Annotated in this window: 22 protein-coding genes; 14 read left to right on the top strand and 8 right to left on the bottom strand. The window is 45.7% G+C overall.

The annotated features are described in order from the left end of the window. The first annotated feature begins 45 nt into the window (after nucleotides 1-45). The 4 genes from QUA58_RS22715 to QUA58_RS22700 are packed head-to-tail and all read left to right on the top strand — an operon-like array spanning nucleotide 46 to nucleotide 1,446. Nucleotides 46-390: a type II toxin-antitoxin system RelE/ParE family toxin gene (locus tag QUA58_RS22715; protein ID WP_333396112.1), complete on the top strand. Its 345-nt coding sequence runs from the start codon at nucleotides 46-48 to the stop codon at nucleotides 388-390. Continuing rightward, on the top strand, nucleotides 362-739 hold the full coding sequence (locus QUA58_RS22710) for a transcriptional regulator (protein ID WP_333396109.1): 378 nt from the start codon (nucleotides 362-364) through the stop codon (nucleotides 737-739). The genes QUA58_RS22715 and QUA58_RS22710 overlap by 29 nt, the downstream gene beginning before the upstream one ends. A gap of 4 nt (nucleotides 740-743) precedes the next feature. Further along, a complete protein-coding gene (locus QUA58_RS22705) occupies nucleotides 744-1,091 on the top strand; it encodes a type II toxin-antitoxin system RelE/ParE family toxin (RefSeq protein WP_333396106.1) in 348 nt (115 codons plus the stop codon). Further along, nucleotides 1,075-1,446: a transcriptional regulator gene (locus QUA58_RS22700; RefSeq protein ID WP_333396103.1), complete on the top strand. Its 372-nt coding sequence runs from the start codon at nucleotides 1,075-1,077 to the stop codon at nucleotides 1,444-1,446. The genes QUA58_RS22705 and QUA58_RS22700 overlap by 17 nt, the downstream gene beginning before the upstream one ends. A 237-nt stretch (nucleotides 1,447-1,683) precedes the next feature. Here QUA58_RS22700 and coaBC read toward each other — a convergent pair whose 3' ends face one another. From coaBC to QUA58_RS22680, 4 genes are all read right to left on the bottom strand, one after another. Further along, nucleotides 1,684-2,883 (bottom strand): bifunctional phosphopantothenoylcysteine decarboxylase/phosphopantothenate--cysteine ligase CoaBC, encoded by a 1,200-nt coding sequence (gene coaBC / locus QUA58_RS22695; RefSeq protein ID WP_333254368.1) that lies wholly within the window; start codon nucleotides 2,881-2,883, stop codon nucleotides 1,684-1,686. A 408-nt stretch (nucleotides 2,884-3,291) separates the two neighbouring features. Continuing rightward, entirely contained in the window at nucleotides 3,292-3,504 is a 213-nt protein-coding gene (gene isiD / locus QUA58_RS22690) for a protein IsiD (protein ID WP_106150386.1), read from the bottom strand. 47 nt (nucleotides 3,505-3,551) lie between these two features. Then, nucleotides 3,552-4,178 carry an alpha/beta hydrolase gene (locus QUA58_RS22685; protein ID WP_333254371.1) on the bottom strand — a complete coding sequence of 209 codons (627 nt, stop codon included), beginning with the start codon at nucleotides 4,176-4,178 and terminating at the stop codon, nucleotides 3,552-3,554. Between the two features lie 291 nt (nucleotides 4,179-4,469). Further along, entirely contained in the window at nucleotides 4,470-6,380 is a 1,911-nt protein-coding gene (locus QUA58_RS22680) for an ATP-binding protein (protein ID WP_333254373.1), read from the bottom strand. A 381-nt stretch (nucleotides 6,381-6,761) separates the two neighbouring features. Here QUA58_RS22680 and QUA58_RS22675 point away from each other — a divergent pair, with 381 nt between their 5' ends. Together QUA58_RS22675 and QUA58_RS22670 are read left to right on the top strand one after the other, a co-directional pair. Next, a complete protein-coding gene (locus QUA58_RS22675; protein ID WP_006632734.1) occupies nucleotides 6,762-6,959 on the top strand; it encodes a hypothetical protein in 198 nt (65 codons plus the stop codon). 492 nt (nucleotides 6,960-7,451) lie between these two features. Further along, complete coding sequence (locus tag QUA58_RS22670; protein ID WP_333254375.1) at nucleotides 7,452-8,297, top strand: cyanophycinase; 846 nt, start codon at nucleotides 7,452-7,454, stop codon at nucleotides 8,295-8,297. Nucleotides 8,298-8,458: 161 nt separating this feature from the next. On the opposite strand, the gene QUA58_RS22665 is transcribed toward QUA58_RS22670, so the two are convergent. Further along, a complete protein-coding gene (locus QUA58_RS22665; protein ID WP_333254377.1) occupies nucleotides 8,459-8,707 on the bottom strand; it encodes a hypothetical protein in 249 nt (82 codons plus the stop codon). Nucleotides 8,708-9,383: 676 nt separating this feature from the next. Here QUA58_RS22665 and QUA58_RS22660 point away from each other — a divergent pair. The 5 genes from QUA58_RS22660 (at nucleotide 9,384) to QUA58_RS22640 (ending at nucleotide 11,723) form a co-directional block, all read left to right on the top strand. Next, on the top strand, nucleotides 9,384-9,647 hold the full coding sequence (locus QUA58_RS22660) for a glycogen-binding domain-containing protein (protein WP_333312524.1): 264 nt from the start codon (nucleotides 9,384-9,386) through the stop codon (nucleotides 9,645-9,647). A gap of 104 nt (nucleotides 9,648-9,751) precedes the next feature. Next, nucleotides 9,752-10,075 (top strand): hypothetical protein, encoded by a 324-nt coding sequence (locus QUA58_RS22655; protein ID WP_333254379.1) that lies wholly within the window; start codon nucleotides 9,752-9,754, stop codon nucleotides 10,073-10,075. A gap of 39 nt (nucleotides 10,076-10,114) precedes the next feature. Further along, on the top strand, nucleotides 10,115-10,543 hold the full coding sequence (locus tag QUA58_RS22650) for an alpha amylase C-terminal domain-containing protein (protein ID WP_333396101.1): 429 nt from the start codon (nucleotides 10,115-10,117) through the stop codon (nucleotides 10,541-10,543). Nucleotides 10,544-10,820: 277 nt separating this feature from the next. Further along, nucleotides 10,821-11,198 carry a BON domain-containing protein gene (locus QUA58_RS22645; RefSeq protein WP_333042016.1) on the top strand — a complete coding sequence of 126 codons (378 nt, stop codon included), beginning with the start codon at nucleotides 10,821-10,823 and terminating at the stop codon, nucleotides 11,196-11,198. A 108-nt stretch (nucleotides 11,199-11,306) separates the two neighbouring features. Next, complete coding sequence (locus QUA58_RS22640) at nucleotides 11,307-11,723, top strand: DUF2294 domain-containing protein (RefSeq protein WP_333396098.1); 417 nt, start codon at nucleotides 11,307-11,309, stop codon at nucleotides 11,721-11,723. Here the strand turns inward: QUA58_RS22640 and QUA58_RS22635 are convergent. After that, a complete protein-coding gene (locus QUA58_RS22635; protein ID WP_333396095.1) occupies nucleotides 11,692-12,150 on the bottom strand; it encodes a response regulator in 459 nt (152 codons plus the stop codon). The genes QUA58_RS22640 and QUA58_RS22635 overlap by 32 nt on opposite strands. A gap of 544 nt (nucleotides 12,151-12,694) precedes the next feature. Here QUA58_RS22635 and QUA58_RS22630 point away from each other — a divergent pair. Both QUA58_RS22630 and QUA58_RS22625 read left to right on the top strand, forming a co-directional pair. Continuing rightward, entirely contained in the window at nucleotides 12,695-13,498 is an 804-nt protein-coding gene (locus QUA58_RS22630) for a DUF2267 domain-containing protein (RefSeq protein ID WP_333396094.1), read from the top strand. Nucleotides 13,499-14,039: 541 nt separating this feature from the next. Beyond that, complete coding sequence (locus QUA58_RS22625; protein ID WP_445301895.1) at nucleotides 14,040-16,670, top strand: EAL domain-containing protein; 2,631 nt, start codon at nucleotides 14,040-14,042, stop codon at nucleotides 16,668-16,670. Between the two features lie 103 nt (nucleotides 16,671-16,773). On the opposite strand, the gene QUA58_RS22620 is transcribed toward QUA58_RS22625, so the two are convergent. Next, nucleotides 16,774-18,426, bottom strand: coding sequence for an alpha-amylase family glycosyl hydrolase (locus QUA58_RS22620; RefSeq protein WP_333396091.1), 1,653 nt, complete (start codon nucleotides 18,424-18,426; stop codon nucleotides 16,774-16,776). A 614-nt stretch (nucleotides 18,427-19,040) separates the two neighbouring features. Then, on the bottom strand, nucleotides 19,041-19,760 hold the full coding sequence (locus QUA58_RS22615) for a response regulator transcription factor (protein WP_333254395.1): 720 nt from the start codon (nucleotides 19,758-19,760) through the stop codon (nucleotides 19,041-19,043). A gap of 397 nt (nucleotides 19,761-20,157) precedes the next feature. Between QUA58_RS22615 and QUA58_RS22610 the strand changes: the two genes are divergently transcribed. Further along, the gene (locus QUA58_RS22610; protein ID WP_333396088.1) at nucleotides 20,158-22,026 is read left to right on the top strand and encodes a PAS domain-containing sensor histidine kinase; all 1,869 of its coding nucleotides are present in this window, start codon (nucleotides 20,158-20,160) and stop codon (nucleotides 22,024-22,026) included. Nucleotides 22,027-22,294: the final 268 nt, after the last annotated feature.

Here is a 22,294-nt window from a genome sequence, read left to right as displayed (position 1 = left end):
TCATCGCACTTACGATAGGAATTGTCAATCAATTACGATAAAATTATGGAGATACAACCCAGGGAAATTCGCAACTACCTGAGAGCAGATGGGACAAATCCTTTTGAAGATTGGTATAACTCGCTCCGGGATACCACAGGCAAAAATAGGATTCGGTTAAGGCTTAAGCGAGTCATGACTGGTAATCTAGGAGATTGTAAGTCCGTCGGAGAAGGAGTTTTTGAACTCAAAATTGACTTTGGCCCTGGATATCGGCTTTACTTTGGACAAGTCTGGCTAACAATTGTACTTCTGCTAATAGGTGGAGATAAGAGCACTCAAGAGCGAGATATTGGCAAAGCTATTCAATATTGGAGAGACTATGAAAGACGTGAAAGCACCAACGAGTAGGAGTTACCAAGAATTTCTGATCGAATCTCTGAGAAATGCCCAAGAAGCAGCAGGTTATATCGAGGTGACATTGACAGAAGCCAGAGATGAACCTAAATTGCTCCAAATGGTACTCAAAGACGTTGTAGATTCTCGGCTAAAGTTCAACAGTTTATCAGAGTCAGCTCAACTTCAATGGGAAAAGCTTGACAAGATGTTGACCGAAAGTGCAGGTTCGGAAATCTATAGTTTGGTAGCACTGCTCGAAGCATTAGGATTTAAACTAGGAATTAATATAGCTGATATTGAGTTGTCTGCTGAATGTACTACCGATCGCCCTACGATAGAAATTGCCGATCGACTGCGATAAAATTATGGAAGTACAACCGAGGGAGATTCGACGTTACATCCGACCTGATGGCAGAATTCCTTTCTTAGAGTGGTACTACGCCCTACGAGATGGCAAAGCCCAAGTTAAGGTTGATGCAAGGCTTGAGCGAGTTAGTCTCGGCAATCTGGGGGATTATAAGTCAGTCGGACAAGGAGTTTTTGAACTCAGGATCAACTACGGCCCGGGCTACCGGATTTATTTTAGACAAGTAGGAGAGACAATTGTACTTCTCCTCTGTAGTGGGGATAAAAGTACCCAAGAACAAGATATTCTCAAAGCGAAGGAGTATTCTGCCGACTATGAAAGAAATGAAAATGCCTACCAGCGATAGCTACCGGGAGTCCCTAATTGAATCTCTCAAAGATGCCGAACACGCTGCTGGTTTTATCGGGGCTATCTTGGAAGAAAAAGACCCTGAACCCGCACTTTTGAGAAATGCCATCAGAAAGGTAATTGAGGCTCGAATCAGGATGGATGCTCTTTCGGAGTCAGCAAAAGAACATCACGAAAAACTCGACAAGATGCTGACTGAAAGCGGCGGTCCGGAAATTTACAGTTTGGTAGAACTGCTCGAAGCATTAGGATTTAAACTAGAAATTACTGTCGCAGATACTGAGTTGTCGGCTGAGTCGGAATCAACGGAAATTGGGGAATTAGAGTTATCCCCAGAACCTGCTAATTTATAAGAAGTTGCAGGTCGATCGCATTCTGTGCATCGGTAGTAGGGGCGGGTTTATAGATATTCTGAATGTGAATCAAAGATTTTTGGTTAACCCGCCCCTACAAATATTGTCGTTAATTCACCGCACCGATCGCATTCTGTGCATCAGTCAGGGCGGGTTTATAGATATTTTGAATGTGAATCAAAGATTTTTGGTTAACCCGCCCCTACAAATATTGTCGTTAATTCACCGAGCATCATATCACCCCTCCATCACAAAATCTAACAATCGGTGAGCCATTTCTAGCTTGCTGCAAGGTGCTATTTCTACTTGCTTTCCGGCGGCATTAATTAATATTGCTTGATTGGTATTGCTGCCGAAACCTGCACCTATTTGATCGATCGGGTTTGCGGCAATTACATCCAGCTTCTTCGCCCGCAATTTCTCCAGTGCAGGCTTGACAATATCCCCAGTTTGTGCAGCAAACCCAATGAGTTTTTGGTGCGGCTGTTTTAGGTTCCCCAACTCTGCCACAATATCCGCTACTGGTGCTAACGGTAAAGCATTCGGGAGCGATCGCTTCGGCAATTTCTCACTACTATAATCAGCCGGTTTCACATCCGCCACCGCCGCCGCCATCACCGTCAAATCCGCATCGTGAAAGCATTCCAGCATCGCCTGCCGCATTTCTTGGGCACTCGTAACGGCGATCGCCCGCACGCCTGACAGAGGTAATTCGCCAGTGATACTATGTACCAGCGTCACAGTCGCCCCTCGATGCTGTGCAGCTTGCGCCAAAGCTACGCCCATTTTGCCCGTCGAAGGATTGCCGATAAACCTCACCGGATCTAAGTGTTCCCGCGTTCCTCCCGCGCTGATTAACACCCGTTTGGCCGCTAAATCTCGATCGCCCTTCGTATACAAAAGCGACTCAATATGAGGCAAAATCTCACCAGGTTCTGCCATCCGGCCAACACCCGCGCGATCGCACGCCAGCATTCCCGCCCCCGGATTCGCCGCGTGATAGCGCCGATAAGTCAACACTTCCCGCCAATTCCGCTGCACCGCAGGCTGTTCCCACATATCCGTATTCATCGCCGGTGCCAGCAAAATAGGGCAAGTAGAAGCCAAAACAGTATTAGTCAGCAAATTATCAGCAAAACCCCCCGCCAACTTCGCCAAAGTATTAGCAGTCAAAGGAGCGATCGCAAAAACTTCCGCCCATTCTCCCAGTTGAATGTGCAGCGGGCGACCGTGATTTGCTTGCCAAAAATCTTTGTCCGTAAAAGCAGGATGGCGGGAAAGAGTAGCAAAAGTCAAAGGCGTTACAAACTCAAGGGCCGCATCAGTAACAATCACTTTAACATCAGCTCCAGCCTTCGCCAAAGTTGAAATTACTTCACAAACTTTATAAGCAGCAATCCCGCCACTAACACCGATTAAAATCCGCCTACCTTTCATGTCATTAGACCAATACAATTCAGTTAAGTCCGATCTCCCTGGCACACCCCTTAAGAAGGGGGGAACAAGAAGCTCTCAAAGTCCCCCTTCTTAAGGGGGATTTAGGGGGATCTCCGCGCAATAAACAGTGCTAACTAAACCGTATTGGTCATTAGACAAGATTGCACTCATTCGCTCTCAATTCTTGAAATTATCTGCGTTTATCTGTGTTTATCCGCCTTGCATCTGCGGTTTCCGTATCAATCAAATATTTATCCAAGAGGTGTATTTTATCATAAAAAAAAAATCAAGAAAGAAGTTGAGATTAAAACAGACAACAATCTATAATTCATCTGTTCAATCCGCAACAAAAAATGCTGCTAACTTCTTCCTCAATTCCGTCGAAATTTTTAAGCTAGATTTTCAAGCCTATGCTTCGTCGTAGGCTTCCATATCCAGAAGGTGGAGATAAGGTTCAACCATCTCCGGCCGCTGAAAGGCAAGCGATCGCAACAAATGCCAATCATTCAACCCCTCAAAAGGATCAGTATAATCGTCAACCTCCAAACGGACAGCCAATTCTGCCACGTCCTGAGAAGTAAGTACAGCAATATCGCGCGATGCTTTGGTTAAAGTTTTCATGTTTTTTACCCCTGCCCTAGACTTCCGCCATACTATATACTAAGCCTTTAATCACATTTCGACACAGTTTCTACAACAAAACTTCGCATTACATCTACAACTTCCGGCAGAATCTCGTGTCCCATGTTAAATTCTCGATACTGCACCTGAGATCCCCAAGCAGTCAAACTGTCGCGCGATCGCACCGCAGCACTAACGGGAACAATGGTATCTTGAGTACCGTGCACGATTAAAACAGGCGGCAAAGCACTCCCAGCAACCGGCGAAATCGACGAGTGCAAATAACCGCTCAGACAAATTAAACCCGCTACGGGCAAAGTCAAGCCCACATCCAGAGTCATCGCTCCGCCTTGAGAAAAGCCCCCTAAAATCGTCCGAGACAAAGGCACCCCCGTGCTGCTTTCCAAAGACAGCAACAATTCCTTCAGCAATTGCCTGCTTTCTATCAATCCCTGAGCATCTTTGTTGGCCAGGTCATACCACGCTTTGCCGCCCATTACCTGCGGATGGGGAAACGGAGCATCGGGAAACACAAACTGATAATCCGGCAAATTGAAAGCCGGTGCTAAAGAAGTCAAATCCCGAGCATTAGCACCCCATCCGTGCAAAGCGACAATTAAAGCGACAGGTTTGCGATCGGTTGTGGGCGGAATGCTAATAGATTGTAAAGACATCGTAGTTAATAATTGGTAATCTGGCCTTGCTACAATTATAAATTGTCACGGCGAGTAAAACCCAACTGTTAACCGAAGCACAGGGGATTTAAGCCCCCACCTTTAGGTGGATTGTTTTTAGGCTGGGGCTTAAATCCCCTGCCTAAAAAAATCGCACTCCGAAGTCAACTGTCTACTGTCAACTGTTAAGCTCCGGGTGCGCCACAGCCCACCTTACCTAAGTCAATCCGCACCTGACTAACTGTTAAATTTAGGGTGCGCTGCGATCTTACCCAAGTAGCAATCCGCCGCTTACAAAACAGTCCCTATTTCCTTCAAATAAACCCGTGTAAACGGTTCCTCATCTCCCAGAGTATACTGTTCGATCAACCCCTGGCGACGAATAGAAACACTACTTCCTTCCCTCAGCACAACAGTATCCTGATCGGTGCTTTCTCTGACCAACATCATCTCAGTTTCTCCCGGATTGTCCAGCACCACCATATTGCTGCCCCGATAAAACATTCCCTCAGCTTCCAAAATATCTTCGGGATATTCAGCAATTAACAAATCGAGCTTGGGATTCCGCAGCAAACTTTGCAAGTTCAGATGGTAATTCTTATTCAAAACTTTTTCAGAACGGTTAACAAAAAGTCCACCGCGACAAACAGCACCGATTGTCCAATCGGGATGCTGCAACAGAATGTGGTCGATTGTTTCTTGCAGTTCGTGCACCGAAATTCGGTTGAAAGTAATAATCGGAATTCTGGCGGATTTTCCAGAGTCAAAGAAAGTTTCGATAATATGCGAAGGCACATCAACACCTTCTCCGACAGCGGGGTTGAGGTGCATAAAAATTCCCGGCGCGGCATTGATCTCGATAATCCCAAAATTGCCTGTTTTCCAAGATTTGGCGAGAGTTTCTGTTACCACATCAACCCCCAAACAAGTTAATCGAAAATGTAGGGCGATATCTTGAGCCAAAACAATGTTATCTGGGTGAATATTGCGGGTAGCGTCGATGCTGACGCCGCCTGCGGAAAGATTAGCGACTTTGCGTAGAGACACAGTGCGATCGCGCTCTAGGACACTATCCAATGACAGCCCTTGTTCTTCCAGATACATTTCCATCGCTTCGTCGGACTGAATTTTGCTCATCGCCGAAGTTGGCGTATCCAAACGTTCTGGTTTGCGGTTTTCACGGCGGATCAATTCGCGAATTGTTGAGTCGCCATCACCTGCTACCGACGCGGGCCGGCGTTCAGTTGCAGAAACAAATTTGCCGTCAACGCATAGCAGCCTAAAATCCGATCCTTTGATGCTGTTTTCCACAATTACTCGCACCGGGTCTGTTTCGGGAATAGCCTTAACTGCTCTTTTAAAAGCTGCCTGCAATTCCTCACCATCTCGGACATCTGCTGTTACGCCAATTCCTTTATGACCGACTACTGGTTTGATAGCAACTGGGTAGCCAATTTCTCTAGCAACTGCCAGAGTTCCGTTTTCTGTAGAGACGATATCGCCTTTGGGAACAGGAAATCCTAATGTAGCGAGAAAAGCTTTACAATCGTCTTTGCGCGTGGTAAAATCTGAGTCTAAGTGGCTGTCAGAATCAAAGGTAGTTGCAGAGCCGCGAACGAGTTTTTTGCCGTACCCATATTGCATTAGTCCTTCATCCCACAAATAAAATGCGGGAATGCCTTTTTGGGATGCCGATCGCATTAACGAATAAACTGTCGGGCCTCCGTAAACTGACTGCCGGAACATATTTTGCAGCGCGCCCATTTGTGCTTCCAAGGGAAAGTCTTGATTTTGATTGATGGCTTCAAACCAATCCCAAACTGCGTAAACTACGGCTCTGGCGCTGCGGGCGTGAAGTGCTTCTATGCTAATTCTGTGAAACTGAGAAAATGGCTTGATGTTCCAGTGTTGGAAGTGTAAGCCCATGTCGAGTTTTGCTACTTCTGAGGCGGTACGACCGAACAGTTGAGCGTGGTTCGAGAAAGTTTCGTGCAGCAGTTGCGGGTAGCGATCGCCAATAATTTTATGGTAATGTGCGATCGGCAAAGGTTCGCTCGCGTCCGTTACCGCTAAATCAAAAACTAAAGCCGCGGTGTCTAAATAAGGGTTGGGCCCGATATAGTGTTTGAAGTTGAAAACATCAAAAACATCGGTTTTTCTAGCATTGACCCGGGCTGTTTCGGTGCTTTTTTCTTGCAGCATTTTCTAACCTCCTTTTCGTTAATTTTTCACGTTAACTCTCTTGCCGGTGCATTAGATACTACCCGCAGGCATAGATATGGCAGCAGTTGATACAAACACTCTGACCAATTCTGCCTTCAGCATCGCGGCAGACGGGGAGTGGGATAGTAGGGGAGATGGGGAGAGGGGGAGAGGGTGAGAGTGGGAAAATATTCCTTCTTCCTTAAAGATCCGACTAAGCATTCATGACTAAGCATTCATGACTAAGCATTCATAACTAAGCACTTATGACTAATGACTACTTCTTTCCCCCTCCCCAAAAAAAACTATAACTTTGGAGAGGTACACTGTGTACTTATAATTGTTTATGACAGTGAAAGAAAATTTAAGAGGCAGCAAATTATGAAGATCGCACAAACTGCTCTCAGGGACAAAGTTCACCACTTAGCTGAGGAAGCATTTCACCGGAAACTAATTTCTGGCTACGGCGATGGTCAAAACAGCAACGAATATCAGATTGTCTGGAACGGCAAACCCAGACACCTACCTTTAGAACGGGCTAGTACCATATTGAGCAATTTGATCGAGCGATCGCACTAACGGGCGATCGGACTAATTAAGGACTGACGCTCATCAATCTGATTTCTACGAGCAATTAGAGGAGGATTAGCAAAGAATCGGATCAGAAACCGGATTGATCACCGCGCGCGCGTCAGCCCTGTAATTTAAGCTCATTTCTTGACCCCTCCTATCTCCTGTTAGGGGGGGTAAGTTTTTTTGGTCGATCATCGAGGATGATTCAGTTGACAGTTGACAGTTGACAGTTGACAGTTGACAGTTGACAGATGAGTGCGACCTCTACCTGGAAGTCCGAGGATTGGAGTAATGAATAGTCTTCTTTTAATTTCTCCCTACAAGGGTTGGGGCTTTAAACCAATTCTTTCTGGTAAATACCCACATCACCCTTGCTGTGTGCGTGCTGGAGGGGTAGAAGTCTGAGATTTTTTTGTATCTATATATACCTTTTGGCAGTTTTCGGAAAAAGGAATTTTATGTTTTATTGAAATTTAATAAATTAAAAGTGGAGATAATATGGCGAGCAACGAAAGTCAGGGGAAGTTGCTAATTATTGGTGGGGCGGAAGACAAAGACGGGGACTGCAAAATTCTGCGGGAATTCTTGCGGTGCGCCGGAGGCACTAAAGCCCGCATTGTTGTCATGACTGCTGCGACAAGCCTGCCGGGAGAAGTAGGAGATAATTACATCCGAGTGTTTGAGCGACTCGGCGCTGAAGATGTGCGAGTTGTTGACACCCAGAGACCAGAAGATGCCAACAATCCAGATTATTTAGAAGCGATCGAACAAGCCACTGGCATATTCTTTACCGGCGGAGAGCAAGCGCGGATTATTAACTGCTTGAAAGACACCAAACTCGACGCAGCTATGCACAAACGCTACTCTGAAGGGATTATCATTAGTGGCACCAGTGCCGGCGCGGCGATGATGCCAGACATGATGATTATTGAAGGAGACTCCGAGACAAATCCCCGCGTTGAGGTGGTAGCAATGGGCCCGGGAATGGGTTTCCTTCCCGGTGTGGTCATCGACCAGCATTTCGCCCAGCGAGGTCGTCTGGGACGTTTAGTTTCCGCACTCTTGCTGCAACCTGCCGTGTTGGGATTTGGTATTGACGAAAATACAGCTATTTTAGTCAGCGGTGACGAGTTTGAAGTCATTGGCGAAAACGCTGTAACTGTCATCGACGAGTCGGAAAAACTCCACGACAATTTAGATGGACTTTTGAAGGATGAGGCTTTGGCGATTTGCGGTGCCAAGCTGCACATCCTCCCCCACGGATACCGGTTTAACTTAAAAACTCGCCAGCCGGTGCTCCATAACGTAGCAACTACAGCAGAGAAAGAAAGGGCGATCGCCTAATTTACTTGCAACTGGCAAACATCTTAAAATTATGTAAGGTGAGCACTGCACACCTTACCCCTTCTACCAAGTAGGATGGTTAAAAGCCCAGTTTCTGTCTCCAAAACTAATAAAAAGAAGAGGATTTTACCTCTTCTTTTATTGCTGTGGTTTCAGATTTTTTAAGCACTTTTCTGTTCGCCAAAACTCGACTGCTGCCCTTCTTCAGTCGATATTAAATTCCACCCTTGAACTCTCAGCTTCTGAAAGGTTGCCCATCCGTTAGAACCGCCCGGTTCCCGGTAGTCGGGTGCAGCGTATTGCGGAAAAGCTGTATAAGGCCGCCACGCCTGACGGGCATCGGTACGCAAGTGCAATATCTTTTCTCCATTGCCTCCGAGTCTGGGCAACCAACACATTTGTTTTAGCATTTTTAACACTCCAGAGTTTTACAGTAACGGTAATTCGCCAACATCCCACATTAAACTTTTAGAGCCTTAGAGCCACTGCTCGGAATATCTAACGGGTAACAGGGACGAATGAGATTTTCACCAATTACCAATTACTGAGGTAGCAGCAGTCGTTAAAGCTGATTTTGGTTCTACAAAGTTTGCCGATCAAAAACTATAAAACAAGTGCTGCCAAGACATAAGCAAAAATAATAATTGCTATTCTCGGCTCAAACTTGGCTTAAAGTCCCAGGAAAACCCAGTTGAATAAAGGATTCATGTTTCTGGTTTCCCTTGCCTTATAATTACAAGCTGATCGTCGCTGTTTCCGCATAAAATGACATCTTTCTACGGTATTATTCCTGGAGTGTAAAAAATGTTTCTTTAGTTACAAATTTTAAATATTCACCACGATTTATCTAGTTATCAAAAGTTAAATTACTTTTCATAAACAGCCCTTAATATTTTTTAGTTACTTTAACTACATTTTTGATTGATTTAAATCTGGCCTCCGGGTGCTTAGCGGCGCACCTTACTCAATCGCTAGGGTGTCTACTACTAAATCCTCCGGCTGCGCGCCCAAGTACCTGACAACATAAGAGTTACAGGTTTAACTCTTAAGAACGATGGCGACAGATTTGCAAAATGGTAAAAATCAATACTAATCACACTTATAAGTTCTGCAAACAAGGTATTAATAGCCGCTGGAATTGAATTCAAACTCTTCGCTTCCAACAACAAAGCAGCTAAACTGCTCGGCTCCTTTTCCAAATGGGCAGAAATTCCCTTAGAAAAAGATGACCAAGGTTATTTCCGGACTAACATTAAGTTAGAAAACGGTATTTATCATTACAAATTCCGAGTTCAGTCGCAAAGTCCATGTTTTGAACCGGACGAATGGGTAGAAGTCAATGACCCCTAAGCGACTGAAATTAACCGCACTAAGCTGTCGCGCATTTAAATTGCATATTCGAGGCGGGCGGGACACCCCACAAAACTTTGATTGTTTTTTGATATACAATTTAAATGCTGAATAGCTTACACTGGATAACTCGTGAAGCGAAAAAAACCGCCGATAATAAGCCATTTTACAACATAGCAGAACACATTCCTGAACTTTCCGAACTCGTCGCAGCAGACGGGCAGATGGACGGGTGCTGGCACGAAAGTTTTCGCATTTTTGCCATAGAAAATCTGGGGGTGAAGACTTTCGATATCGAAAAGCTTAAGCAAGTTTTGGATGCCAAACGACAAGGCTATCAAAACACAACTAATGTGCTCAATTATTTAGCCAGTCACAACCGTGATCACTTGCTGGCCGAAGCCAGATTTCGGGATATCGATCAATAAGCGGCTTTTAAACGCGCTAAATTAGGAGCAGTTTTGTTAGTGACAGCAGTAGGAATACCGATGCTGTGGATGAGCGAAGAGTTTGGACAATCCACTCGGAAAAGTTCAAACCAGCCGAATAAACTGCAATTGTCTTTGTTGAAAAATCAGCCAAATCATGAGTTGTTGGAATACTACACACACGTGATTCGGCTGCGGCAACATTTGCCGGCACTTTATACCGAAAATATTGAATTTATCCACGAAAATCCCGAAGCCAAAGTGCTGGCTTTCTACCGCTGGAGCGATGAGGGAACGCGAGCAGTAGTTGTCGCTAATTTTTCGGATACTTATCTATCTGGTAACTGCATTCCTAAGTTTCCGGCTGCGGGAACTTGGCACGAGTGGATGTACAACAAAATCGTAGAAGTTGGGGAAGAAGGGTTTAAGTTTGATTTGCCGGAATGGTCAGCGCAAGTATTTGTTTGAGAGCGGGAGAATTATGTCTCCAGGCAGATGATCGGCGCAGTTGTACAACAGTAAATTGTATTTAGGACGGGCGCACCAAGCTCAACAAACCGGGTTTTTCTACCTAGGTGGATGGCTGTAACGATACTTTTTTGTAAAAAAACTCGGTTTCTGCATCCAAGAGTGCGATCGTAATTCCTGGTATTGAGAATAACAATTACAGGGCGACTTGCCAACCGTCAATTAACACGTCAATTAACACGTCAATTAACACAAACTTTGTCGGAGGACAAACTCTATGGGCTGGTTAAAAAGATTGTTTGGTTTAGAAAAACTTGAAAATCAAGAAACTGTTGACGCTCCTGCTTACCAAGCACCTGTAGCTCAATCTCAAGCTCAAGCTCAACCTGCTGCGAGCGCTCAGACAATCCCGCCGGAACGCATGGGCTTGAATGGAGAATACGATCAAAGTGGCTTAGCTAAACGGGTGGCTCAGGCTTTCGATGCAAATCCAGATGTTGCGGATATTGAGACTGTTTATGTGGCTCAACTTGGGACTACGGTGGTTCTCAAAGGTACAGTTCCCAGTCAGGAAATTGTCAACAAGTTGGTGACAATTGCTAAAGGTGTTAAGGGTGCAACTGGGGTGGAAACTAATGAAGTTACTGTCGGCTAACGCGACGGTTATTTCTAACAGTTAGTAGTGAGGAGTTAACCGTTAACTTAACTGCTAACTGTTAACTGCTAACAGTCTTTTTTATCTATCATGGTTTCAATAAAAAATATGACAGGGGAAACTTTAGAGCCTACTCGCGGGAAATTAGAACGGACTCTTTCCCAGGGAATTCAAGCTTTGTACCGCTCTCAACTCGGACACCAAACGAGTCAAGCGCTCTGCAATCTTTTGGATAACAAATTGATAATTGTTATCGAAAATGGGCTTACTGAACCAGAAAAACTGCTGGCTCAGAACGGTCAGCACGATTTGGCTTTGCAGGTGCGAGCACAATTAGAATCAGTTCTGGAATTGCCACTGAAAGAATTAATTCAAAAGGTTTTGGGCGTGGGAGTCATTGATTTGCTCCGCGATGCGACCTTGGAGACTGGCCGCACTGGAACGATCGCAATTTTGGACTCTGTACCTCAAGTTCGTGATTCTAATTATAAATCTAAAACTCAACCAAAACCATTGGATAGTTGAGGTGCTGGCGGACAACTCTTTCTAAATCTTTGATGTTAAAAGGTTTGGAAAGGTATTCCACGCAGCCTGCTTGGAGAATTCGAGCGCGGTCTTCTGGTTTTGCTAGTGCTGTGACAGCAACAATCGGAATATGTCTGATCTCGGGGTTTTGTAGGACGCGCTTTACTACTTCCATACCGTCTATATCCGGCAAGCAAATGTCGAGTACGATTAGGTCGGGATGTCGATCGACTGCTGCTGAAAGAGCTGCGTACCCGTCAACGGCTCCCATGCACTCGCAGCCGAATAAATCGAGTATTTGTGTCAGCAGTTCTAAGTTGTCCTGATTGTCGTCTACAGCCAACACTAAAGGACGCTTGTCAACCGGCGGTTGACCGCTAATGAAAGACGAGGATTCCAATTTATTGTTCCAACGAGGGTAGTTCATAAATGCCGATCGAAACGATCTAAAAAGTTGTCCCCGAGGCATTCTTCAAGTGGCGCTGCGGCACTTAAAACAGATTGGCTCGTATTTGTAGCTCTCCCATGACCAGTTGTTGGTCTAACCCGATACAATATCGCTACAAGCTGCGGGCAAAACGACCGCAGTTGATTAACCCCATAGCATCTGCTTAATTCTACCTCTCCTAGCGCCAATTACCAACTGAGGGGCTCTTCGTGCGTCAGCCTTGGTAAAAATACGCAATAAATACGGAAAATATTACCAATAAAGCATCCTCGCTTAATAGCATTGAAGAGTGGCGACAGCTTTTTAGGATATTAACCACATTAGACCTCGGTTCCCATACAGGGATCTACCTAAAGGAAGATTCTAACCGATACTTAATTTTAATAACTTCCACCTGCTGAGAGATACTTGATTACTCTACTTTAGACTTCAATGTTTTTAAGTAGTAATCATCACAATTTAAGCCAGTAAAACAAATCTGTTTTTACATGAGCTTTACCGGATATTAACCTAGGAGGTTTTGATGACAATTCCAATCAGAGACGACCTGACTTACATTTTGCTCAAAAAGATTGCCAGCGGAAACGCCAAGGGAGAGTCGGAAATTAGGAACGCAGCGGAAGAATATGTCGGTCGAGAGGTGGCGGAAGCTGAATTGCTCGGTCATTTGGACTACCTCAACCAAAGGGAATTTATCAAAGCGGAGTTTAGTGGAGAACCTTACGGAGGAACTGAGTTATTGCCGCCTTTAGTGGCATTTCAACAAGCTGATTTAACAGAAAAAGGCCGCAAACTGTTACAGAAAATGGAGACGAATCCTCCGAAGTCGCTCCACCAGGAAGGATCGGCAGTTCCTATCGCTTCAAAGGATATGCCGTTTTTGGAAAAAGTGATGGTAAAAGGTCACTTGGAGGATATTTTTGATGCCCGCGACATTACCGAAGTAGTGTACCGGGTCATGCGCGATGTGATGACAAAAGAAGCCATCGAGCACGTGGAATCTGAATTGCACAAAGAAGTTTTGCCTACGGATGACAAAACCCTGCAACAAGAAATAGCAGACCTCTGGAAAGATACCAATCCGCTGGTGGGATTGCTCAGCCGGATACGTCAACCTTTGACCGGCGAGCCTGCACCTTGGGGGATCGATGGCAATTTGTTTGCACGGAGGGTGGAACTAGAAGGCGCACTTCCTTCGGGAGTAAAACCGGAAACTGCGATCGCGGCTGTATTTTCGGCAACGAAGGATGAGTTGTCTGAGGAACGAATTCAGGAAATAGCTGGCTTTTTGCCGGACAGAATTCTGAAAATTTGGGAGTCGGCTTAACAGGATATTTCCGGGTATAAATACTTACAAGCCGGGTTGACGAACCAGCATTCTGCGCTCTTGAGCCAGAAGCTTGTCTCATCAACCCGGTTTCTCTATACCTCTGGCGTTGTAACTCTCCAATTGGTTCGATCGTTCGGACTTGAGTCCCGATCGAACTCGATCGAACTTTCGGAGTCACTACTTGCCCGATCGCTCGTTGCCAGAAAGAATTGGTTTAAAGCCTCCACCCTTGTAGGGATCAATTAAAATCAGACTATTCATTACTCCAATCCTCGGACTTCCAGGTAGAGGTCGCCCTCATCTGTCAACTGTCAACTGTCAACTGTCAACTGAATGAATTGCCTTGTAACTGCTGTGAGAAACCCGGTTTCTAAGCAAAATGAGTCGGGAAACCAGAAATATCCCCAGAAACCGAGTTACTAGCTCCCGGGTTGGCTAAATCCAATACACATGGCGAAAGTGTTGTATTCTATAATACAGGGCGAGTTAAGACTGTGGCTCGCAAAAATGCTGTCTACAGCTCTGGATCTCTAAAGGGATGGCCCGCACAAAAGTTAGACAAATGTCACGATCGACTCTAAAACAAGAGATTTTACTCAATCGAATTACCAATCGCATCCGCAACTCTTTAGAACTGCAAGAGATTTTGACGACAACGGCGCGAGAAATCCGCAGTTTTTTAGCTAGCGATCGGGTAAAAGTTTATCGCTTTGAGGCCGACGGTAGCGGTGAGGTGATTGCTGAGTCCATCAACGGCGACAACTTGCCATCTCTGCTGGGTTTGCGCTTTCCAGCAGGCGACATTCCCAATAGTGCCCGGGCAATGTTTCTCAAAGCGCGGCAGCGAGTGATTGTAGATGTGGAATTGAAGCATCAAACAATTAATCGGTTAGATTGTGTCGAAACCGGCAAAACGTTAGCAGTTGAAGATATTACCTATCGTCCTGTAGACCCCTGTCACGCTGAATATCTGAAGGCTATGGGGACACGTTCTTCTCTGACGGTGCCGATTTTGCATCAAAATCAGCTTTGGGGGCTGTTGGTCTCTCACCACAGCCAACCGAAACGGTTTAGCGATCGAGAATTGAAAATGGTGCAGTTGCTTGTGGATCAACTTTCAATTGCGATCGCCCAATCTTTTCTGCTCAGTCAAGCTCGACAGCAAGCGCGCGACGAAGCCGTTGTCAACCAAATTACCAGTTTGCTCCATTCTCCTCTAGAACTAAACGAAATTCGGCAAGCCGTTCTCGAACAAACTGTCAAGCATTTGCATGGTTCGGGAGGGCGACTGTACATTGCAGCCGAGTTTGCCGATCGGCCGGCTTTACTTTATACCTGCGGCCAGCAGCCCCCGGACATCGACCTTGAACTCAGCCCGTTTTGGCAGCAGATTATGGGGTTGGTCAACCAAGACGATCGAGCAAAAACTCCTGATACCAGCCAATTAGATGTTTTTCAAAATCTATATTCCCAGCATGACAATTCAATTGACAAAAATATTTCCAGCTTAATCGTACCCCACTTGTACGCGATTTCCGATATTTCTAAAGAACCTCAACTCAAATCTGTATCTGCCAATTTTTTGGAAGCTTCCATTCGATCATTTTTGGCAGTACCGCTGCAATACGGCCAACAGTGCATCGGCTGTCTCACCGTTTTTCGTAGCCCTATAGAAACCGAAATTTTGTGGGCGGGTTATTGCAGTTCCGACGCCAGGAGCGATCGTCCCCGAAAGTCCTTTGCAGCTTGGAAAGAAATCAAAATCGGCGAAACTCTAAAGTGGAGCAGCGAGGAACAAAAGCTAGCAAAATCTTTAGGCACTCACCTGTACATGGCTGCAATGCAGAGGCGGGTCGAGGCAATGATCCGACATCAAGCTTCTCACGACCAATTAACCGGTTTACCTAATAGATTGCTGTTTAATGAAAGGCTGTCTTTAGCTTTAGCTAGCGCTCACCAAAACGCAGAAATGCTGGCAGTGATATTTCTTGATTTGGACAGATTTAAAAATGTTAATGATACTCTCGGACACCCTGTGGGCGATTTGTTGCTGCAAGGTGTATCTCGGCGTTTGACTAAGTGTTTGCGCGTGGGGGATTCGATTGCCCGTTGGGGCGGCGATGAATTTACTTTGCTGCTGCACAATATCAACAGCCCTGATGAGGCAACTAAGATTTGCCAGCGGATTATCCAGAGTTTAAGCACTCCGTTTGATTTTGACGGTGTAGAACTTTATACTAAGGCGAGCTTGGGAATTGCTTTGTCTCCTTACGACGGAGAAGATGCAGAAACTTTGCTGAAAAATGCTGATGCTGCGATGTATAAAGCTAAACAGAAAGGTCGGAATAATTATCAGTTTTATACGCGGGCGATCGGCAGTAAAGTCTCCGAGGAACTTAACTTAGAAAATCAGCTTTACAAAGCTCTAAACAAATCAGAGTTTGTGCTGCACTATCAACCGCAAATAAACTTAAATACCAGGCAAATAGTCGGCATGGAAGCTCTGATTCGCTGGCAGCATCCCGAACGCGGTTTGATTTCTCCCGATCGCTTTATTCCCTTAGCTGAGGAAACAGGATTAATCTGCCAAATGGACGAATGGGTGATGCGGACTGCTTGCTTGCAAAATCGAGCGTGGCAGTTACTGGGATTGCCGCCGATGCGGATAGCTGTGAATTTATCAGCCCGGCAGTTTCTGCAAGCTAATATGGTACAAACCATCGCTGAAATTTTATCAGAAACCAAGTTAAATCCCGAGTATTTAGAAATAGAAATTACCGAGAGCCTTGCCATGACAGATGTGAGTTTTACGGTGTCGGTATTGCAGCAGTTGCAGGAAATGGGAATTAAAATTTCTCTGGACGATTTTGGCACCGGTTATTCTTCGCTGTGGTCTCTGAAAAGCTTTCCGCTCAATAATTTAAAAATAGACAAATCCTTCGTGGCCGATTTGGTGAACGGCAGCAGCGGTGCTACTATTGTGAAACTGGCGATCGCCTTGGGACAGGGCCTGAATTTACAGGTGATTGCTGAGGGAGTGGAAACAGCAGAACAGTTGGCGTTTTTGCACTCGCATCAGTGCGATATGGGTCAGGGTTACTTCTTTAGCAAACCAATACCGGCGGCGGCTATAACCCAATTGTGCTTAGAAAATCAATCTGGCAAATAATATCGACTCTCTAACTGCACCGCCCGTGATTGTTGACTGTTGACTCACAGTGAACAGTCAACAGTCAACAGTCAACATCATTCAGGTGTAACCGGAAATGATATTACTGCCAAACAAACACTTTTGCTTCGTATTCTGGCAAGTCAATCATAATATTGTCATCGCCAGATTCAATATCATAATTCCCCGTCCATTCGTGCCAAGTTCCGTTGGCCGGGAAGTGGGGAACGCTGTAACCTGCCAGATAATTTTCCGACATATTCGCCACTACTACAACTCTCGAACCTTCATCGTTCCAGCGAGTGTAAGCAAACACTTTCGACTCTGGATCTTCGTGGAAAAAATCGATGTTTTCTGTGTAAAGTGCTTGGTTATTTTTGCGTAGGTGAATCAAGCCTTTGTAGTATTCCCACAAACCTTTATTCATGTCATTTCCTAGCAGCGTCCAGTCAATTTTAGATTGCTCGATTGTTTTGGCTTTGTATTCACCAAATTCTTCGCCCATCCAAATCAGCGGCACGCCAACTGCTGTCATTAACAGCACGGTTCCCAACTTCGCCCGTTTGAATGCGGCTTCATCCAAAATTCCGCGCGAACCCAATTCGGCAAAAACGCGATCGTGATCGTGATTACTCAAATAATTGACTACATTCGTAGCACCCAAGAAACCTTGCCGCTTGCAGTCAATTACCTCTTTGAGGCGTTCTAAATCAAAATTGTCGCCGCAGAGTTGTGGAATCAAGGAGTGATAGAAACTGTCGTGCCAGCAGCCGTCCATCGGCCCGTCTAAATTCGTGATGCTGGGATTTTCGGGAATGTATTCGGCAATGGTGTAAAACGGTTTGGGGCCGGCGACACTTTTGGCTTCTTGAACTATCCAGTGCATGAAATCGTAGTTAGCAATTTGTCGCGCCGCGTCGAAACGAATGCCGTCGAGATGATATTCTTGAACCCAATAGCGGACTGTATCGCCAGCAAATCTGCGCGCCGGGAAAGTTCCTAAATTTTCGTCGTAGAATTCGTAGTTAAATTCCGGGCCCCAATTGTTGTCTGGATCGCGGGGTTCGTGGTGATACCAATAATCGTGATCGATTTGGGTGAGGGGGCTGGATGATTCGGAGTGGTTGTAAATCCCGTCCATGATGACGCGAATCCCGCGCCCGTGACACTCGTCTATCAAGTTTTTGAGTTCTTCTGTGGTTCCGTAGCTGGACTCGGCTGCCAAGAAGTAGCGGGGGTTGTAGCCCCAACTGTAGTCGCCTGGGTATTCTTTGAGGGGCATGAGTTCGATCGCGTTGATGCCGAGTTCGACTAGGTAATCGAGTTTTTCGACGACGTGCTTGTACTGGCCGCGGGCTAGGGGATCGGCTTCGCCGCCGGAAAAGTCGGCAACGTGCATTTCATAAATCACTAATTCCCGATCGGCCGGTAGCGGTTTATCGTCGTGTTTCCAGACGTAGGTATCGATAATGCGATCGCCCTCTTTGATCCGAACAATGGCGTTTTGAGTAGGATCGTCAATGTCAGTCGCGTAGGGATCGACCACATCTACCCACTGATCTGCTTCCACAAACCAGCTTTTCGACTGAACGCGAAATTTGTATTGATAAACGCCATCCTCCAACTCAACTCGCGTGCGGAAATAACCTTCTTCGTCCTTTTCCATCGGGATATCTTCCCAATTAGAAAAAGAGCCAATCAAGGCAGCTCCTTTGTTGTAGGGAGCAAATAACTTGAATTCAATTGGGGCGGCCATAATACCTCTTTCTAAAATATTTCAGTAGCAGTTAATACTTTTAATTTCGCAAATTTAAGCGAACTCAACATCACTCTGCGGATATAATTTCTTTAAGGCTTAACTATTCCTAAAAGTATGGTGTTTTGCCCGGACCGCTGCATTTTGTGAAGTGAAATCGCGTCAGTATTGGTAGTTCGATCGCCATTTATCTAATTTTCGATTCCTTTATCCTAACTATTAGTAATTATATCATTATTTGACATCTATCTTAAGGTGTATTTACTGATAAATAATGATTTAAAATATCTGCACTGGGATAGATGCGGACTTAAATATAGCTTTTTAATACTTAAAATTATCGGGCTGGCGATGGTGAGACTGCAGCCTATATTTTTGGCAGTAAGGTGCGCGTTGCACACCCGACAGGAGCTACGTAAGGCGCGCACTACGCGCCCTACTTTTAACTACTTTTTGCCTGATAATAACCAGAAAGAATTGGTTGAAAGCCTCTTCATTTTAGGGAGAAATTAAAAGAAGACTATTCATTACTCCAATCCTATTCCTTCTACGTAGAGGTCGCCCTCCGAGGTCGCTGTCAACTGTCAACTGTCAACTGTCAACTGAATAACGCTTCATCCAACCAAGCCAGAACGCAGGGCGAGAACGGCAGCCTGAGTGCGGTCATCAGCACACAACTTGTTCAAAATATTGCGGACGTGAGTTTTGACTGTACCGACAGTAATGTAAAGCTTTTCGGCGATTGCAGCATTGCTGTAACCCTGCACGATCAGTTCCAAAACCTCTAATTCCCGTTCGGTTAAAGGGTAAGTCTCAATGATGTGACTAAACTCGGGTTCGGCAGCCTTAATTGTGACTCTTTTACCCTCTGCTTTCGGTTCTTCCGGCGTGGGTTCCTTAGTGCGAGCTTGTTTTAGGACGATACGGGCGATCGCCGGATCAATCCAAGAGTTACCTTCGTGAGTTACTTTTACTACGTCTAACAACTGATCGAAGCTGATATCTTTCATGCAGAACGAGTCAGCTCCGGCGGCAAAAGCAGCCAGAACTTCTTCTTCATTGTCCTGAAAAGTCAGAATCAAAACTTTTGTATCCGGATCGGACTCCGATATCGATTTTTTGAACTTTTGTGTCAGTTCAATACCGTCAAAATCCGGCAAGCCAATATCTACAATTGCCACGTCAGGTTTTGAAGACTGAAGCAGTTTCAATCCGTCTGTAGCGTTAGCTGCATCGCCAACAACTTCTATAGTGTCACGCTGTTGTAAAGCTGTGCGGATGCCGACTCTTGTCAGGTCATGGTCTTCTATCAAAGCAACGCGAATTTTACTCATCTTTTTTCCAATAGTCCAGTAAACCTTAAAAATATCGTCAATTGACTCAGCCTAACTGAGCAAATTTGAGAATGTGTCCTGATTTAGGGTTTTACAGGTCGCACATCATTTTTAAGCATACTCATGTAGCGGCCAAGAATGCAAGTTAATTTTTAAGTTATTTTGCGGCGATGCTTGCACGAACCCGATCGGGACAGGTAAGCTCTCGATGCTTTAACAGTTTAACTGAATTATGCTATTGTCCGCCCCTTGATAGAGGTAAAGATACCACTACCTCGATACATTTAAAGTATAAAAAGTTTTGATGCACTTTGACCGTCAAAATCACTAAAGCTAGCCGCACGAGTCTTTAGCCAGTGTTAGGGCTCAAGTCTAATGCTTATTTATACAACCTGTTATGACTCACTATCACGGCAATAAGTCTTTTCACTCGGAGTTTTCCGACTCGGAAATCTTACACAAAGAATCTGAAGTAACATCCCCCCAACCGCAAGTTTGCGACTGCGAAACTCAGGACGATCGCCTGTGGGAGGCAAATCCTCACATAGTTTGGAAAACAAAGGCCGACGGTTGGGTGACTTATTTAGATCAGCGCTGGGAGGATTACACGGGCGTACCAGCAGCAGCAGCTTTGGGTTTCGGCTATCTGGCGCAGGTCCACCCAGAAGACCGCCCTCGTCTATTGGCGCGATCGCACAGTTCTAAGTTCCCGCCGTCAAGTTACGAAATTATATTTCGTCTGCGGACGCGAGAGGGCATTTACCGCTGGAACCTGGCCAGAGGAGCGCCTGCTAACCCCGACAGTCAGGAAGTTTTGGAGTGGGTGGGAACCTACATAGATATGGACACGATCAAACAAACTCAAGCCGAACCCCAAGCAGAACCAGAAGTTTGGCGCCATCAAGGGCCCTCGGAAGACAATTTTACACCAAAAAATTTGTGTGAAGCCCAGACGGTAAGGGACGCGGAACACGAGTTGCACGCGATCGATCAATTTACAAATCTGTTGAGCCAGCGCGTGGGTAGCTTGTGCCAGTTGTTGCAAGGCATTGCGGATGCGACTGTAGAGGCGATCGCAGGAGCGGAATTTTGCCTAGTTGCTCTGCTGGAGTACGATTGCAGCGGCCTCAAACTCACCGCTGTCGGGGGCACGGAAAACTTTGGTGAGGGCAAAACCCCGCACGTGCAAAACAAGCTGCTGTGGAAAGCATTTGCGACTGGAGAATCTGTACTGTGTCGGTCTGAGTGTGGCGACGGCTTGCTGCCGGCGGCGGCTTGTGCAGCGGCGATCGAGTCGGGGCCAAGCGGGCGTTTGGGTGTGTTGGCCATCGGCAACGGGAAAGACAGCAGGGCGATTGACGGGCATACTCAGCAACTGCTGGCGGTGATGGGAAAACAAGCTGCGATCGCGATTAACAACGCGCTGGCGATGGAAAAATTAAAAAAGCAGGAACAGCTTTTAGACTTGCAAAACGAGCTGCTAATTCGCCAGCAGGAAGAGCTGGAAAATCAGGGTCGGCGCATTCAACAGCAAAAATTGCAACTGCTAGAAGCAGCCAAGTTAAAATCGCAATTTTTGGGCATCATGTCCCACGAATTGCGAACTCCCATGAATTCGATTATCGGCTTTTCCCAATTGCTGCTGCGCCAGCACAAACAACTGCTGAGTGCCCAGCAAACAGAAATGGTGGGGCGCATTTTACATAACGGCAAAAACCTGCTACTGCTAATTAACGATATCCTCGACCTCTCCAAAATCGAGAGTGGCCGCACAGAATTAAAAATTGAAAAATTTCATTTAGGGCATTTAGTAATGGATGTCGCCCGCGAATTCGGAAATCAAGCCACCGATAAGAACGTGGCAATGTCCGTCAGCGTCTGCTTGCGGGATCAGTTGATAGTTAATGACAAGTTGCGCCTGCGGCAAATTTTGGTCAATCTCGTTTCCAACGCGGTTAAATTCACACATGAGGGCAGCATTTGCATTGAGGTGCGGGAATTAAATTGCGATCGGCTAACTATCACCGTTCGGGATACAGGAATCGGCATCTGTGAAAAGGATATTCCCCACATTTTCGACAAGTTTCACCAAGGCGACCAAAGCACAACTCGCCAATATCCAGGCACCGGTTTAGGACTAGCTATTTGTGCTTCTTTAGCCAAGATGATCGACGGTACAATTACTGCCGAAAGTCAACCCAAAAAAGGTTCGATATTTCGGATGGAATTCCCGCGAAAAGTTTACCCTAAAAAACTCACGGGATGACTGAAAACCTTTTTTCTAGCACTTTTGAAAAATAGGGCTATATATAGCAATCCTAAATCATTTGTGTAATTCTTGTAGGGGGAAACCCCCCGTGGTTGCCCCCATGAGCCCGGGGTATGCACTCTTAGCACTACCCCTACATCTTTTGAAATGTACTGTAGCAAGACTTTGTTAAACTGGTATTATATTTACAGCAAATTGCTGATCTCAAGAGTGATGTAATAGTCATGGCGAGCGATTGTTTCGCGATCGCTCGCCATGACATACT

Origin of the sequence: Microcoleus sp. N9_A1 (assembly GCF_036701795.1) — a bacterium.
Lineage (GTDB): Bacteria > Cyanobacteriota > Cyanobacteriia > Cyanobacteriales > Microcoleaceae > Microcoleus.
The sequence above is the reverse complement of the archived record's forward strand: the minus strand, read 5'-3'. Positions and strand labels throughout refer to the sequence as shown.

Coding starts and splice junctions, on each gene's coding strand:
- QUA58_RS22715 (WP_333396112.1), top strand. CDS start 46: ATGGAGATACAACCCAGGGAAATTCGCAACTACCTGAGAGCAGATGGG.
- QUA58_RS22710 (WP_333396109.1), top strand. CDS start 362: ATGAAAGACGTGAAAGCACCAACGAGTAGGAGTTACCAAGAATTTCTG.
- QUA58_RS22705 (WP_333396106.1), top strand. CDS start 744: ATGGAAGTACAACCGAGGGAGATTCGACGTTACATCCGACCTGATGGC.
- QUA58_RS22700 (WP_333396103.1), top strand. CDS start 1,075: ATGCCTACCAGCGATAGCTACCGGGAGTCCCTAATTGAATCTCTCAAA.
- coaBC (WP_333254368.1), bottom strand. CDS start 2,883: ATGAAAGGTAGGCGGATTTTAATCGGTGTTAGTGGCGGGATTGCTGCT.
- isiD (WP_106150386.1), bottom strand. CDS start 3,504: ATGAAAACTTTAACCAAAGCATCGCGCGATATTGCTGTACTTACTTCT.
- QUA58_RS22685 (WP_333254371.1), bottom strand. CDS start 4,178: ATGTCTTTACAATCTATTAGCATTCCGCCCACAACCGATCGCAAACCT.
- QUA58_RS22680 (WP_333254373.1), bottom strand. CDS start 6,380: ATGCTGCAAGAAAAAAGCACCGAAACAGCCCGGGTCAATGCTAGAAAA.
- QUA58_RS22675 (WP_006632734.1), top strand. CDS start 6,762: ATGAAGATCGCACAAACTGCTCTCAGGGACAAAGTTCACCACTTAGCT.
- QUA58_RS22670 (WP_333254375.1), top strand. CDS start 7,452: ATGGCGAGCAACGAAAGTCAGGGGAAGTTGCTAATTATTGGTGGGGCG.
- QUA58_RS22665 (WP_333254377.1), bottom strand. CDS start 8,707: ATGCTAAAACAAATGTGTTGGTTGCCCAGACTCGGAGGCAATGGAGAA.
- QUA58_RS22655 (WP_333254379.1), top strand. CDS start 9,752: ATGCTGAATAGCTTACACTGGATAACTCGTGAAGCGAAAAAAACCGCC.
- QUA58_RS22645 (WP_333042016.1), top strand. CDS start 10,821: ATGGGCTGGTTAAAAAGATTGTTTGGTTTAGAAAAACTTGAAAATCAA.
- QUA58_RS22640 (WP_333396098.1), top strand. CDS start 11,307: ATGACAGGGGAAACTTTAGAGCCTACTCGCGGGAAATTAGAACGGACT.
- QUA58_RS22635 (WP_333396095.1), bottom strand. CDS start 12,150: ATGAACTACCCTCGTTGGAACAATAAATTGGAATCCTCGTCTTTCATT.
- QUA58_RS22630 (WP_333396094.1), top strand. CDS start 12,695: ATGACAATTCCAATCAGAGACGACCTGACTTACATTTTGCTCAAAAAG.
- QUA58_RS22625 (WP_445301895.1), top strand. CDS start 14,040: ATGGCCCGCACAAAAGTTAGACAAATGTCACGATCGACTCTAAAACAA.
- QUA58_RS22620 (WP_333396091.1), bottom strand. CDS start 18,426: ATGGCCGCCCCAATTGAATTCAAGTTATTTGCTCCCTACAACAAAGGA.
- QUA58_RS22615 (WP_333254395.1), bottom strand. CDS start 19,760: ATGAGTAAAATTCGCGTTGCTTTGATAGAAGACCATGACCTGACAAGA.
- QUA58_RS22610 (WP_333396088.1), top strand. CDS start 20,158: ATGACTCACTATCACGGCAATAAGTCTTTTCACTCGGAGTTTTCCGAC.